This window comes from Gleimia coleocanis DSM 15436 (assembly GCF_000159015.1).
GTDB classification, from domain to species: Bacteria; Actinomycetota; Actinomycetes; order Actinomycetales; family Actinomycetaceae; genus Gleimia; species Gleimia coleocanis.
This window is the reverse complement of record NZ_DS999543.1, coordinates 1-14,318: the sequence shown is the minus strand read 5'-3', so window position 1 is coordinate 14,318 and position 14,318 is coordinate 1. Positions and strand designations below refer to the sequence as shown.

Sequence of the window (14,318 nt, the reverse complement as noted above, 5' to 3'; positions counted from 1 at the left end):
CATATGCGAACTCGCTTTCCCATATGAGGTTTGTCGAAGACGAATCTACTTCCCGACAAACCACTTACGCAGCAAAGCAATGCGCGCTTCGATTTCTTCTACAGTTGCCTGCGGTACTTCCGGCCCCCCACAAATGCGTCGCAACTCCGCGTGGATGGCTGCATGTGACTGATTAGAGCGACGTGACCAGGTGCCTACTAAAGACGATAGTTCTTTACGTTTAGCAGCTCGCTGACGGTGCAATGGCACACCGGCGTTCTCAGCACGAAGTGAAGCTGCCGCAGCTTCTCGCTTTCGAGTTTTCGCCTGCTCAGCATGGCGTGCCCGCAGCAAAGTCGTTACCTGCTCTGGCTCTAAAAGCCCCGGAATACCTAAGTACTCTTGCTCTTCAACTGAGCCTACATCGGCGCCCTCGCCAAAAGAAGCCCCGTTAAAAAGCACGCCGTTAAACTCTGCTTGCGCCCCCAACGCTTCAAAGCCTGGTAATAGCTCAGCGGAAGCCTGCTCTGTCTTATTCGCCTCGCGAATCAAAACCTCTTCCTCTGCCATTTCTTCCTTTGGCAGGTTCAGAGCATGGTCACGTTGAACTTCCATTTGTTCTGCCAGTTCCAGCAAATCCATCACTGATGGAATAAACACGGAAGCCGTTTCACCGCGTTTGCGGACACGTACAAAACGCCCTACAGCCTGGGCAAAGAAAAGCGGGGTGGAAGTATTCGTCGCATACACGCCCACTGATAAGCGTGGCACGTCAACGCCCTCAGAAACCATGCGGACAGCCACCATCCAGCGAGAATCCCCCCGACTAAACTCGTCAATCTTCGCTGACGCGTCATCGTCGTCAGAAATAACGATAGTCGGCATATCGCCAGTAATCATTCGCAGGTGACGGGCGTAAGCTCTCGCAGCATTCTGATCGGTTGCAATCACCAAACCACCCGCGTCATGAATCGTACGACGTACTTCGGAAAGACGCTGATCTGCGGCAGCTAGCACAGCAGCAATCCACTCCCCTTTAGGATCAAGCGCCGTACGCCACGCTTGCTTCATCATGTCTTTTGTAAGTGGCTCACCCAGGCGGGCAGTGACTTCGTCTCCTGCGCGCGTACGCCAATGCATCTGCCCAGAATAAGACATGAACATTACCGGACGCACAACCCCATCTTTCAAGGCTTCCGCATAACCATAAGTGTAATCAGCCCGCGAGCGCATGATGCCATCTGCGTCCTCAGCGTAAGTGACGAATGGAATTTTCGCGGTATCTGAACGGAATGGGGTACCCGTGAGGCAGAGGCGTCGCACAGCATGTCCAAAAGCTTGTTCTACACCGTCACCCCAGGAAAGCGCGTCCCCCGCATGGTGTACTTCATCGAGAATTACCAAGGTTGGGTAGGCGCGAGTACGGGTGGCGTGCACAGCTGGATTTGAGGCAACCTGCGCGTAAGTGACAGCTACCCCGTCAAAGTGTGCGCCTGCCCGCCCTTGGGAATTTGAAAAAGCTGGGTCGATTTGGATGCCAACGCGCCCTGCAGCTTCAGCCCACTGGGATTTCAAATGTTCGGTTGGGCAAACGATCGTCACTTTTTTAACGATTCCTTGCCCCATAAGTTCCACGGCAACACGAAGTGCGAAAGTTGTTTTACCTGCGCCGGGGGTCGCCACGGTGAGGAAGTCGGTGGCACCAGAGTTTAAGTATTTAGCAAGAGCTTCCGCCTGCCAGGCACGCAAAGAGCCCGCAGTACCCCACGCTGCGCGAGCAGGAAAGGCTGGTGAAAGTTGGGAAGCGGCAAAAGCTGATGCCTGCTGCGGATTTTTAGCGGAAGGTTGCTGAGGGTTAAGCCCCTCAAGCATCGTCGCCTCCACTGGAGTACGGCCAGTTCGGGCCAAGTTTACCCATCTCATCCTTAATTGCTAGACATTTTGGACAAACCGGGTATTTTCCTGGGTCCCGTAGTGGCACCCAGATTTTGCCACAGAGGGCTACTACTGGCTGTCCAGAGATGATAGAGCGATCAACACGGTCACGGCGGACAAAGTGCGCAAACCGGTCACGGTCACCATCTGACGGTTCCTCACGGGTTTCCGTACGTTCCAGTACGGAAGTTGAAGTCGAAGTTGCTGGATCGCCCGGGTCGGACGATGCTAACTGCGAGGTGGCGTCGAATGTGGTTTCCATAGTTCCAGTTTAAGACTTTGTCCGCCGCTTCCCTAGTTGAAAACTATGATTTATATCAGCGGGACTTTTCCCACACTTCACGGTAGTAGTCAGATAGTTCCAGTTCGGAAGCTGCTTCTTCATCTACCAGCACCCAAGCATCCTGGTGCATCTGCATGATAGTTGCAGGCCACTTAGCGGAAACTGCGCCTTCTACTAGTTCCTTAATAGCACGTGCTTTGCCCTTACCTTGTGCTACCAGTACCAGACGGCGGGCGTCCATGATAGTGCCCAGACCCTGGGTTACGCAGTGGGTTGGAACCTGGTCAATGTCACCGTCAAAGAAACGAGCGTTGTCGCGGCGAGTCTGTTCGGTGAGTACGCCTACGTGGGTGCGGCAAGTTAGGGATTCGCCTGGTTCGTTGAATGCAATGTGACCGTCAGAGCCAATGCCCAGGATCTGCAGGTCAACGCCGCCAGCGTCCTTGATGGACTGGTCGTATGCGGCGCAAGCTGCGTGGAGGTCTTCAGCGTTACCGTCTGGGCCGTTTACGCAGCCTTCTGGGAAGTCAACGTGAGAGGCGATTTCGGTGTGGATAACGTTGCGGTAGCGTTCTGGGTGGTCGGCTGCGATGCCTACGTATTCGTCCAGCATGAAGGCTTTGCCTTCTTTGAAGCTGAGTTTGCCTGCCTGGTGGCGTTCAATCAGTTCGCGGTAGATCGACAGTGGGGATGAGCCGGTTGCCAGGCCCAGGACCGCGTTTGGCTTTTCGCGGTAGAGTTCTTCAATCAGGTCAGCAGCTACTTTGCCGATGGTGGCGTCGTCTGGAAGAATCGCGATACGCATGGGATCTCCTCAATCATCGTTGGCTAGGAATGTGATTTCCAGTAACTATTATAGGTTTTTTCGAGGGCGGTTATCCAAACTGTTTTATTCTGCAGAATGCTCCCGGCATTTCTACATATGCGAACTCGCTTTCCGATATGAGTTTTGAAAATAGTTGTCCCCCGAGCAGTTCATTTGCTCGGGGGACAACTATTAAGTCTTTATAAAGTTCAGTTGAACTTTAGATTCACTTAGCAACAGCCTTCTTCAGGGTGGAGCCAGCGGAGATCTTTACGCCGAAGCCAGCTGGGATCTGAATCTGTTCGCCGGTCTGTGGGTTACGACCGGTACGTGCTGCGCGTTCTACGCGTTCTACGGAGAACAGGCCGGTAACCTTAACGGTTTCGCCAGCTGCCAGGGATTCGGTCAGTACTTCCTGGAATGCTACGAGTGCTGCGTCTGCCTGCACCTTGGTGATATTTGCCTTGTCAGCGATTGCTGCTACGAGCTGAGTGCGGTTTACGGACATATCCATACCCTTCCTTTTAAAACTTCCTTAGGGGTGATCGATGATCAACTTCCCTACTAAACTTTTGTTGCTTTCAAAGCAAACATTGTTCAGCAGTTCGTATCTGATTATCTTCAGAAAACAGAATAGAGTGTTTTCCGCGAAATTTCAGCTTTTAAGGACAAAAAACACAATTTTCTCCATATTTTTCACATTTTTGGTGGTTTTTTACCTACGTTTGGGTTGTTTTAGTCTTTTCCAGGGTGATTTTCTGGGTTTAGGTTATCCTCTTAATAGTTGTCATTTTCAATGAAAGGAAAACCAAATGAGTCGTGAAATGACTGCTTTGGATAAAATCGCTGAAGACTACGTAGCGAAAGTTACTGAGTTCAGCCCGGGAATGCGGATTGCTTTGGGTTTACGCGCCGGCATCGCTGGCTTTGATGATTTTTCTCCCGAGGGCGCTAAGCGGTACTACCAGTTAGCGAAGGAAACTAAAGCCCTGGTAGAGGCTTGTGAAGTAGCTGACGAAGTTGATCGAGTTACTAAAGCTGCCTTGCTGTTCTCTTTAGAACAAAATATTGAGGGCTTTGAAAATAACGACCACTTAGGCAATTTGAATAATATCGCCAGCCCTGTGCAAGAAATCCGCGATGGTTTCGACCTGATGCCTACCGCCACTGCAGATGACTGGCAGGATGTACTCTACCGTTTAGAAGCTGTTCCCACTGCTTACGCTTCTTACCAGGCTGCTTTAGAAGCTGGTATGGAACTTGGTTTGCTCCCTACTCGGGTACAGGCTCGTGCAGCTAGTGAAGATTTAGCTTCAACTGTTGCTGACGCTAATCCTTTTGCGCGGATGCGCGACGATTACCGTGAATGGGCGACCTCGGAAAACGCTGACTCTGCGAAGCTGGACGCCGCAACCGAAGCCGCCACCAACGCTGCGAAAGCATTCAAAGCCTGGTTTGATGCGGAATTAGCTCCGCTGGCTGTAAACGATGACCGTGTAGGTAAGGAACGCTACGTGCGTGCTTCCCGCTCTTTCTTGGGTGCAACCATCGATACTGACGCCACCTATGAGTGGGCGAAACAGGAACTGGCGCGCATTCACGCTCAGCAGGTAGCGATTGCCGAGGAACTCTTCGGTGCAGGCACCAGCGTATTCGAAGCTATGAAACGTCTGGATGATGACCCTAAGTACCAGGTTTATGGGACTGACGGCCTGAAGAAGTGGATGCAGGAAACCTCTGACCAAGCGATGAATGACCTGGCTGACGTACACTTCACTGTGAAACCTCAAATGCGTGCGTTAGAATGCATGATTTCTACCACTGGGTCTGGTGGTATCTACTACACGGGGCCTTCTGACGATTTTTCGCGCCCAGGTCGCATGTGGTGGGCTTGCCCGCCAGATCAGGAAATCTTCCACACGTGGCAGGAAAAAACCACGGTTTACCATGAGGGTATGCCAGGCCACCACATGCAGGTTTCTTTAGCGACTTCCGCTAAGGAACAGCTGAACTCTTGGCGTCGCAACTTCTGCTGGTACTCTGGCCACGGAGAAGGCTGGGCCCTGTACGCGGAAGACTTAATGGATAAGCTTGGTTACATGCAAGATCCTGCTGATCGCATGGGAATGTTGGACGCACAGCGTCTGCGCGCGGCTCGTGTGATTGTGGACATCGGTGTACACACTAAGAAGCAACTACCAGGCTGGGAATACCTGGAATCTGTTGGTATTACTCGTGAAACTTATGAGGAGTCTTTAGCAAACAGCCCGTTCGTTGACTTGGGTGATACTGATACTGCGGAAGATGAGTGGGATCGTAACCACATGTGGGCGTTTATGAATAATAACGTCGCTATGTCTCATGGTTTCTTAGTATTTGAAGTTACTCGTTACTTGGGTTGGCCAGGCCAAGCTTCCTCTTACAAAGTGGGTCAGAAACAGTGGGAAGAAATCCGTGATGCTTTCACCACAGCTTATCCTGAAAAATCTTTGAAAGAATTTCACGATATGGCACTACTTTTGGGTGGCTTGCCACTGGAAGTTCTACATTTAGCTTTAACTGGAGAGTGATTTTGTGAGCTGGTTGCGTCCCGGCGAAGCGGGTTCTGATTCTGGTCCGGCAGTTTTTACGCGCCCGTTGCCAACAACGGTTTTGCTGTTAGCTTCAGCGTCTACAGGACGTGCGGGCACTTTGCGTCGCGCTGGCATTGAACCTATGATTCGCGTTTCTGACGTGAACGAGGACGCTATTTTAGCGCAGTTTGAGGACATTTCTTCTGCCGAGGACGCGCCAGCAAAAGTCACTGCTTTAGCCGCAGCTAAAGCTACTGCCGTGATTAGTGATTTATCTGGTGAAGAAGTCGTAGACTTCGCTCTTTCTCAGGGTATGCCTGTGCCTACTCGGGTATTGGTAGTTGGCTGTGACTCAATGTTAGACGTAGCTGGTGAGTTAGTGGGAAAACCTCATTCACCAGAGGTCGCGTATCAGCGGATTAAGCAGCTTTCTGGCTCTAAGGTTTGCCTGTTCACTGGGCATGCTATGAGCTTACTAGAAGTAATACCAGTTTCCCTTGATTCTGGGGTGACTTATGAGCTTCGCCAGCTTGGTTTGGAATCTCAAGCTGAGAGTACTGATATTCAGTTTACGGAACTAAACGATTTTGAAATCATTTCTTATATTGCGACGCAAGAACCTTTGTTTGTAGCAGGTGCTTTCACTATTGATGGTTTAGGAGGCCCGTTTATCCGGGGAGTTAAAGGCGATCCTCATTCAGTGGTTGGGATTTCTCTACCACTGTTACGTTCTTTAACTATGAAGTTCGGAGTTGAGTGGCCTACCTTATGGAATAAAGTGGATGTTTAAAAAGCTTGTTCCCGCGCAAGGAAAACACGGGAGTTACGATTCCCACGTAGACAAAACGCCGGAGTTGCGATTCCCACGCAGACAAAACGCGCGAATCGCAGTTCGCACGTTAGGGAGTTTCCCTGAGTCTCCCCCCTGATTATCCCCTGATTAAGACGCCAACCTCTATAACCGCCAACTCACCAAAAATATACTGAAGGTATTCCACTATCTCATCAGTCAGATTTGGTGAAAGGCCTCGTAATGTACCCACAACAAATGCCTGTTTCTTCCCAGCTACCACCTAGCCGAGTAGGAGCTATCGTCACCTTGGTTATGGGCTTAATAGTTATGCTTGTAATCACCCCAATCGTGCTAACAGTCAGCACTGGTCTGTCAGTTTTCACTAACATCTACAATCCCCCATCAGCAGATAACCCAAATCCTATCGTTTCCGCCCCTGTAGAAGTTGGCGAGCCACTTACAGTTCAGCACCGCGAAACGGTTCTTATCGTTTCTACCCCAAACGCTAAAGTTGTCCCCACTGAATGTCAGCTGGATGCTTCAGAAAAAACGATTACGCTTGAGTACCAGAAAACAAACGGTAGTGCGACAGAAGCATTCGTTGGGAATAACGTTCCTGCTGGTGAATACACATTACGTTGCAACCCCGCAGAGTCCGCAGCTGATTTTGAACTCCGCTACGTCAGTACAAGCGAACTAATAGGCGGTGCTGTTAAAGGACTCTTAGTGGGCTTCGGGATAAGCACTATTTTCGGTATTGCTGGGTTAATCCTCACCATTGTCGGTATTGTCTGGCTAGTGAAAATCAATAAACGACGTAAGGCATTCTTTAATCAGTTCCGCTAACGCGCTAATCCGAGTTCCCGCGCAACCAGAACAGATAAACCTAAAATCACCTAGCATAAGGATATGGAAACAGAACTCACAATCCCACCCTTTTATGACTTAGCTTGGATGTTAATCTTAGGTGGCATGGTAACAGCCGCCATTATTGGCGGCTACTACCTCTACAAGCACCTATCTAACAACCGCTAACAACTACAGTTCCCACTGGGCAATCGCTACCCCGTTCGCAAACTCCAGCTGTAGTTCCCCTGCTACGACAGTCACCTGACCTGCCAGTACCTGCGTAGGATTGCCAAACGACAGCAGTTCGTCATTAACCGAAACACCAGCTGTCATGTCACGGCATAAACCTACCAAAAGTCGTTGTGATGCCGTTTCACGCGCAAAAACGATAACATCGTCAGATACGTAAACCCAGCGCAGACCGCCCTCGGTAACAGCAGGCAGAAAACGCAAGGCTGCTAACGAACGCAACCAATCTGCCAAATCCGTTGCACCTGCAAAAGCCTCATCCCACGGCATCGGCACACGACAGTTATCGCCATTCACACTAGGTAACAGCAGTTCCTCGCCGTAAAGTACCATTGGAACGCCCGGCAACGTATAAGCCGCCGCCAAGCCTACAAAAGCCCCATACGGACCCACCAAAGTATCAAAAATACGCGGCGTATCATGTGAAGAAACCAAGTTATAAGAAGCCTGCCGTACTTGCCAGGTAGTTTCCGCCCCAAAAGCATCAATCGTATCTACCACTTCAGAACCAGGTAACGAATGTAAATCCGCTAAGGTTCCTAAGAAACGCGGAACTACAGTTTCTGGACATAACCAGTCCCAAAAAGGTCGCGTAAACCCAGCGTAATTCATAGCTCCCTGCCACGTATTACCCTTAATATCCGGACCAAAATCATGACAGTGCTCTGCAATCAAAACCTTCTGCCCAGCTGGATCCGCAGCCTCTACCGCCTGGCGCGTTAGCAACGAAACTTCAGGATAAAGATTGTCATGCTGATAGCGTCCCGTCATATTAGCCACGTCAATGCGCCAGCCATCCATATTAAACGGAGGCTCTAAATAGCGTCGCACTACCCCACTTTCCCCGAACATACGGCGACGCAACTCAGCACTGTTGTAGTTCAGTTTCGGCAGGTTTTTCACACCCAACCAGCACGCGTAATCTCCGTTTTCATCCCAATAATAGAAGTCACGTTCTATGGAGGTAGGATCGGTGGACGCCTTTTCAAACCACTCGTGGCTCAACCCCGTGTGATTAGTAGTCAAGTCGCCAATAAACTTCATGCCGCGAGCGTGACAGGCTTCAATCAACGCTATTAACGCTTCATCCCCACCTAAGAAAGGATCAACTCTCCAGAAAGTCCGCGCGTCGTAACGGTGGTTAGTGCGGGCTTCAAAAAATGGCGTGAGATAGAGAGTATCGAAGCCGAGTCCTTGAATGTAGTCGAGTTTATCGATGATCCCCCACAGGTCACCACCATAGAGGTTACGTTGGCCAGGTCCTTCTGCGAATTCGCTAATATTGTCAGAAATCCAGCCAGTTGACCACTGTGGTAGGTTCTGGGTAGACAGTGTTTGTCTACGGGCAAAGCGGTCAATAAAAATCTGGTAGATACGTGCTTGGGAATACCATTGGGGTACGGTTCCGCCGACCTGTATTTTAAAATCCGCGTGGTCTGGCGCGGTACGTTTAAATTCTCCCAAAGCATTCAACCATAGAGTGGTTTTATCGGTGAAGCCGATATGCCAACGATAGTGCTGGGTAAGTCCCACTACGGGGATTTCTGCTTCCCACCAGTATTCTCCTGCCACGGTGTTTGGTTTGGTGATGGGGCGAGCTTCAATGTGTTTAGGCTCAGCATCATCTAGGATACGTACTGCCACGGTCTGCACAGGTCGAGGGTTAATTGCCCGCAGCTGAACTTTAATGGTGTTGGTTTCTGCACTGGCGGAGGTATCCGCGTACATTGTGGATGGATCGTGGTAGAAGGTTCTCATGAGGATTAGGATAACTGTTTTAGGGCTTAAACTAAATAGTTATCTCGTTTGGAAAGTAGGTTTCTTTAAAAGCCTTACCCCAAACTGCAAAGTTAATCCCCTCCGGACTATCCAGAGGGGATTTCAGCTCAGTCTTGGTTCTGCGGTGGCAGGGCCGCGATCATTTCATCATCGTGTTCCAACACGCCAGTGCGCTGCGCACCACCTGGGGAACCGATTTCTTTAAAGAAGTCAACGTTCGCACGATAGTAGTCAGACCATTCTTCTGGCAGGTCGTCCTCATAGAAGATTGCTTCAGTTGGGCAAACTGGTTCACAAGCGCCACAGTCCACGCATTCTTCTGGGTGGATATATAGGGAACGCTGGCCTTCGTAAATACAGTCGACTGGGCATTCGTCGACGCAGGCGCGGTCTTTAACATCGACACATGGTTGCGCGATAACGTAAGTCATTTCAAGTCTCCTGAGAGTTTTCTTCTGCGCTTTCTGACCTGCTTAGACAGGTTCAGTTAGCGCCTTGCAATATTCTCTACTATTATCCCACTATGAGCACTGAAACTACACTTGGGAACGCAACCTCTGATAATTCTGATACGCAGACCACGGCAAAACTACCGTGGATGCAGTGGCAGGTGGGACAGCGAGTAGTAGTTCGCTATCGTCTGGCAGATGGTCGCCATGATGCTTTAGGACACTTACTGGAAGTAGAACCTGACTACGTGGTCGTCAATACTCGGCGCGGTGTAGTGAAAGTTCTGGCAGAAACAATGGTAACCGGCAAGCTTGTGCCCGAGTCCCCTTTTCCCTTACACTACCCGGGCACTCCCGCACAATAGATTATTTATTTTCGAGGGCGGATTGCGCACCGTCCTCGAGAAAAGAAAAGTCCCGCCAGCACAACAGCCAGCGGGACTTTTCAAAAATATTCTTAAATCACTTGCTCAACTTCAAAGACTTCAACAAAACTACAAAGAACAATACAAAACCAACTGTCAAAGCAATATGGAATAAGCCAGCAACACCAGAAATAGCTGGGTGTTCGCCCAGGCCCCACAGTTCACGCAAACCCGTAACCACCATGAGAGTAGAAGCACCCACAACACCCAGATTATAAACCCACACGAACGCTTTAAAAAGCTTCTGTTCATTCAAGTGAAAAAGTGCTTCAAGAACCAAAAATAGCAAGCTCATCACCATCCCCAACACCAGAATGTGGGTATGCACAGTAGACAGCTGAATCTTGCCAGCAAGTTCCACACCACGAGTCAGTTCACGATACACAACACCAGAAACTAAACCAGCTACCATATAACCTAACGCCAAATATGCGAAAAGTTTAGTTGCAGAACCAAAATCTTTCATAATTAGCTCCATCCCATCGCCGCAGCTTTTGCCTCGCGACGCGCCCTAGCAGCAATCTTAAAACGTTCCTGCGCAGACAAAATATTCTTACGAATACGGATTGCTTCCGGAGTAACCTCAACACACTCATCATCAGCCGCAAACTCTAAAGATTCTTCCAAAGTCAGCTTACGAGGAGGAATCAAACCTTCAAAGTTATCCGCAGAAGATGCACGCATATTAGTCTGCTTCTTTTCACGCGTAAGGTTAACGTCCATATCCTCATTACGTGGGTTCTCACCCACAATCTGACCTTCGTAAACCTCAGAGCCAGCTTCCACGATGAAAGAACCACGCTCCTGCAAATTAATCATCGCATACGGAGTAGCTGGACCTGGACGGTCAGCCACCAAAGAACCAGTAGTACGAGAAACAATCTGACCCTGCCAAGGTTCGTAGCCGGCGGCCAAAGAAGAAGCAATACCAGTACCACGAGTTTCCGTGAGGAACTTAGAACGGAAACCAATCAAACCACGCGCTGGCACAGTGAACTCAAGACGCACCCAGCCAGTACCATGATTAGTCATGGAATCCATACGCCCCTTACGAGCAGCCAACAACTGAGTTACCTGACCTAAATAATCCTCTGGAACATCAACGGTAAGTTTTTCCATCGGTTCACACTTTACGCCGTCAATATCCTTAGTAACCACCTGTGGCTTACCCACAGTCAATTCAAAACCTTCACGACGCATCTGTTCAACCAAAATAGCCAATGCTAACTCGCCACGCCCTTGAACTTCCCAAGCATCTGGGCGTTCAGTAGGCAGAACCCGCAAAGACACGTTACCAATTAATTCACGATCCAAACGGTCCTTCACCTGACGGGCAGTAACCTTAGAACCACGCACACGACCAGCCATAGGCGAAGTGTTAATACCAATAGTCATGGAAATCGCTGGGTCATCAACAGTAATCAATGGCAACGGACGAGGGTCATCAACGTCTACCAAACTTTCACCGATAGTAATATCAGGGATACCCGCAACCGCCACAATATCACCCGCGTGAGCAACTTCAGCTGGAACACGTTCCAGCCCCTCAGTAACCAGCAGCTCAGTAATCCGCACATTAGACAGCTGTCCATCATGGCGAGACCACGCCACAGTCTGCCCCTTACGAATCTCACCATTATGAATACGCAGCAAAGCGATACGACCCAAGAATGGAGAAGCATCCAGGTTAGTCACATGAGCCTGCAACGGCGCACCTTCTTCATAAGATGGGCCAGGAATACGAGTCAGCAGGGTTTCAAATAAAGGCTCCAGATTCTCAGTCGGAACCTCACCAAAAGGTGGACATTCCAAAGAAGACTTACCCAACTTCGCGGACGCATAAATAACCGGAACATCCAACATAGCGTCAAGATCAACATCTACGCCCTCATTAACCAAATCCTCAGCTAAAGAAAGCAACAAATCAGTGGTTTCAGAAACGACTTCCTCAATACGCTGGTCAGGACGGTCTACCTTATTAACAACTACCACTACCGGCAGTTTCGCGTGCAAAGCCTTACGGAGAACGAAACGAGTCTGCGGAAGCGGACCTTCAGCTGCATCCACCAGCAACAACACGCCATCCACCATTGATAAGCCACGCTCAACTTCACCACCGAAGTCAGCGTGCCCCGGAGTATCAATCACGTTGATCGTAATTCCATCCGCCAGACCCAACTTCTGAGCCGACGGCCCACGGTAATGAACAGCAGTATTCTTCGCCAGAATCGTAATGCCTTTTTCACGTTCCAAGTCACCAGAATCCATCACACGTTCACCGCGTTTTTCTACAGTATCGTGATCCGCAAACACTCCAGACTGCCACAGCATGGCATCCACCAACGTGGTTTTACCATGGTCAACATGGGCTACGATTGCGACGTTTCGAATATCATTACGTTGAGGCATACTACTCCAGACCTATATTTCTTAACTTAATAAGAATAGTCCCCTAAACTATCTCAAGAATAGTTGGATTCATGCGAAATTCACCACGTATTTCCCCGCTATACTTATAACCATGCATCCAACTTTGAAAATCTATTCCGCTTTTTCCCGATTTGGTTTCATAATTTTACTGATTCTAGGTATCTTAGCTGCCGGTCAGTTTATTTACGTCGACGGATGGATTGGTTTCAGTGCTTTACCCGCGATTAGCTTAATCCTATGGATTATTTACATGATGTGGTGGGCACCATTACTGGTAGTCACGGAAAACGTAATCGTAGCTTTTAACGTGTGGCGTCGCGTACGAATCCCTTGGAATGAGTTTCTAAGAGCTAAAGCAAACCTAGGTTTAATTTTAGAAACCACTGCGGGAGATTTTCGTCTCTCAGCTGCACAACCAAAAAATCGCCTACGCGAACTGCGTAACCCAGATGTTGATCCAGTACCACATATTGATTTTTCTAAACCCTCTGTTTCCTTACATTTACACACACAACAGGCAGTTGAGCTACTAAATGATTGGAAACAACTACATAATGATTACGATGCGTTACCTACCACTAATCAGAACGCATCCCCAGAAAAATCCGCTTCCAACAGTAAGAGTTCACAACTACCGAAAGATTCCGTAACCGTTTCTTATATGTGGCACCATATTGGAGTTCTAGCTGGTTTAGTTATTCTAAATCTAACTCTATGGATATTTTAAGGTTCAAATCTTTGTGGGGTGCTTCTTAGAAGCACCCCACAAACTTTTTAACACTACAGCAGGCAAGGCATTAACGCGACTTTAAGTAACCCCCACGCTACTTGAATACCCTATTCCAATCTTGACAAAAGTTTTGGGGGAGCCAAAGACTCCCCCAAAACTGGTTTTCAGCTAGTCGCTAAGTCACTTAGTTTCACGACGTCGCGTAGCAACCGCTAAGGTTCCGACAGCTGCCATAAGCAAAGCGATTACGCTAATGTTAAGCACACCGTTCACACCAGTATTTGCCAATTTAGGCTTCACTGGATCTGCTGGCTTCATAGGCACAACAGTATTTGGTTTAACTGGTTTCTTCGGAGTTACTGTCGGCTGGTACTCACTACGAACTGGGTTCTTCCACTTATCCAGAATCTGAACTTCAACCTTATCTGGAGTACCCACGAAGTCCTTCTTAGGAGTGAAAGTAACTTCACCGGTCAGTGGATTAATCTGATAAGTACCCACTGGTTCGCCATCTTTAAGAGCTGGAATTTCAGTCTTGTCAGTAGGATCACCAGTTTCAGGATCAATAAACTTGGCTGGGTTTTCAGCGGATGGTACCTGTGGAGTACCGTTACCATTCATGAAGGTTGGAGTACCCTTCTGAACCTTATTTACTTCATCCGTTGTAGTAACACGATCACCAGTTGGTTTAGGAGGGATCACCGTCGGAATGTACTTACCGTAAGCTGGGGTACCATTCTTATCCTTCAGCACTACTTCCGCTGGATCTGGAGTGCCAGCGTAATCCTGATTAGGAGTGAAAGTAACCTTACCAGTTTCTGGATTAATCTTATAAGTACCTACTGGCTCGCCATTTTCCAATGCAGGAATTTCAGTCTTATCAGTAGGATCACCAGTTTCAGGATCAATCAACTTAACTGGGTTTTCAGAAGACGGTACCAACGGGGTCCGGTCAGGGAATCCGTTAGTAAAGGTAGGAGTACCTTCCTGATCTTCATTCAGATTACCTACAGTGGTTACAGTTTCACCGGTTGGGGTC

General features: G+C 49.0%; 15 protein-coding genes. 6 read left to right on the top strand and 9 right to left on the bottom strand.

What is annotated here, in order from left to right; all coding sequences use genetic code 11:
- Nucleotides 1-45: 45 nt before the first annotated feature.
- From HMPREF0044_RS01980 to HMPREF0044_RS01965, 4 genes are all read right to left on the bottom strand, one after another.
- Nucleotides 46-1,851, bottom strand: a complete 1,806-nt coding sequence (locus HMPREF0044_RS01980) for a DEAD/DEAH box helicase (protein WP_040312725.1) — start codon at nucleotides 1,849-1,851, stop codon at nucleotides 46-48.
- Nucleotides 1,844-2,176, bottom strand: a complete 333-nt coding sequence (locus tag HMPREF0044_RS01975; protein WP_006546422.1) for a DUF3039 domain-containing protein — start codon at nucleotides 2,174-2,176, stop codon at nucleotides 1,844-1,846. Before HMPREF0044_RS01975 ends, HMPREF0044_RS01980 begins: the two co-directional genes overlap by 8 nt.
- Before the next feature lie 55 nt (nucleotides 2,177-2,231).
- Complete coding sequence (nagB, locus tag HMPREF0044_RS01970; RefSeq protein ID WP_006546421.1) at nucleotides 2,232-3,002, bottom strand: glucosamine-6-phosphate deaminase; 771 nt, start codon at nucleotides 3,000-3,002, stop codon at nucleotides 2,232-2,234.
- A gap of 226 nt (nucleotides 3,003-3,228) precedes the next feature.
- A complete protein-coding gene (locus HMPREF0044_RS01965) occupies nucleotides 3,229-3,510 on the bottom strand; it encodes an HU family DNA-binding protein (RefSeq protein ID WP_040312807.1) in 282 nt (93 codons plus the stop codon).
- 304 nt (nucleotides 3,511-3,814) lie between these two features.
- Between HMPREF0044_RS01965 and HMPREF0044_RS01960 the strand changes: the two genes are divergently transcribed.
- From HMPREF0044_RS01960 to HMPREF0044_RS08340, 4 genes are all read left to right on the top strand, one after another.
- A complete protein-coding gene (locus tag HMPREF0044_RS01960; RefSeq protein WP_006546419.1) occupies nucleotides 3,815-5,572 on the top strand; it encodes a DUF885 domain-containing protein in 1,758 nt (585 codons plus the stop codon).
- Nucleotides 5,573-5,576: 4 nt separating this feature from the next.
- Nucleotides 5,577-6,365 carry a Maf family protein gene (locus HMPREF0044_RS01955; protein WP_006546418.1) on the top strand — a complete coding sequence of 263 codons (789 nt, stop codon included), beginning with the start codon at nucleotides 5,577-5,579 and terminating at the stop codon, nucleotides 6,363-6,365.
- A gap of 228 nt (nucleotides 6,366-6,593) precedes the next feature.
- Nucleotides 6,594-7,214 (top strand): hypothetical protein, encoded by a 621-nt coding sequence (locus HMPREF0044_RS01950; RefSeq protein ID WP_158027155.1) that lies wholly within the window; start codon nucleotides 6,594-6,596, stop codon nucleotides 7,212-7,214.
- A gap of 63 nt (nucleotides 7,215-7,277) precedes the next feature.
- Nucleotides 7,278-7,403, top strand: a complete 126-nt coding sequence (locus tag HMPREF0044_RS08340; protein WP_006546416.1) for a hypothetical protein — start codon at nucleotides 7,278-7,280, stop codon at nucleotides 7,401-7,403.
- A gap of 3 nt (nucleotides 7,404-7,406) precedes the next feature.
- On the opposite strand, the gene HMPREF0044_RS01945 is transcribed toward HMPREF0044_RS08340, so the two are convergent.
- Together HMPREF0044_RS01945 and fdxA are read right to left on the bottom strand one after the other, a co-directional pair.
- Nucleotides 7,407-9,224 (bottom strand): glycoside hydrolase family 13 protein, encoded by a 1,818-nt coding sequence (locus tag HMPREF0044_RS01945; protein WP_040312723.1) that lies wholly within the window; start codon nucleotides 9,222-9,224, stop codon nucleotides 7,407-7,409.
- A 128-nt stretch (nucleotides 9,225-9,352) separates the two neighbouring features.
- The gene (gene fdxA, locus HMPREF0044_RS01940) at nucleotides 9,353-9,676 is read right to left on the bottom strand and encodes a ferredoxin (protein ID WP_006546414.1); all 324 of its coding nucleotides are present in this window, start codon (nucleotides 9,674-9,676) and stop codon (nucleotides 9,353-9,355) included.
- A gap of 92 nt (nucleotides 9,677-9,768) precedes the next feature.
- Between fdxA and HMPREF0044_RS01935 the strand changes: the two genes are divergently transcribed.
- A complete protein-coding gene (locus HMPREF0044_RS01935; RefSeq protein ID WP_006546413.1) occupies nucleotides 9,769-10,059 on the top strand; it encodes a putative acetyltransferase in 291 nt (96 codons plus the stop codon).
- A gap of 97 nt (nucleotides 10,060-10,156) precedes the next feature.
- On the opposite strand, the gene HMPREF0044_RS01930 is transcribed toward HMPREF0044_RS01935, so the two are convergent.
- Nucleotides 10,157-10,585, bottom strand: coding sequence for a DUF2871 family protein (locus HMPREF0044_RS01930; RefSeq protein WP_141553813.1), 429 nt, complete (start codon nucleotides 10,583-10,585; stop codon nucleotides 10,157-10,159).
- Between the two features lie 2 nt (nucleotides 10,586-10,587).
- Nucleotides 10,588-12,528: a translational GTPase TypA gene (gene typA / locus HMPREF0044_RS01925; protein ID WP_006546411.1), complete on the bottom strand. Its 1,941-nt coding sequence runs from the start codon at nucleotides 12,526-12,528 to the stop codon at nucleotides 10,588-10,590.
- 112 nt (nucleotides 12,529-12,640) lie between these two features.
- Between typA and HMPREF0044_RS01920 the strand changes: the two genes are divergently transcribed.
- On the top strand, nucleotides 12,641-13,276 hold the full coding sequence (locus tag HMPREF0044_RS01920) for a hypothetical protein (RefSeq protein WP_006546410.1): 636 nt from the start codon (nucleotides 12,641-12,643) through the stop codon (nucleotides 13,274-13,276).
- 183 nt (nucleotides 13,277-13,459) lie between these two features.
- Here the strand turns inward: HMPREF0044_RS01920 and HMPREF0044_RS01915 are convergent.
- A partial coding sequence (locus HMPREF0044_RS01915) for a hypothetical protein (protein WP_006546409.1) occupies nucleotides 13,460-14,318 on the bottom strand: 859 nt, incomplete at its 5' end.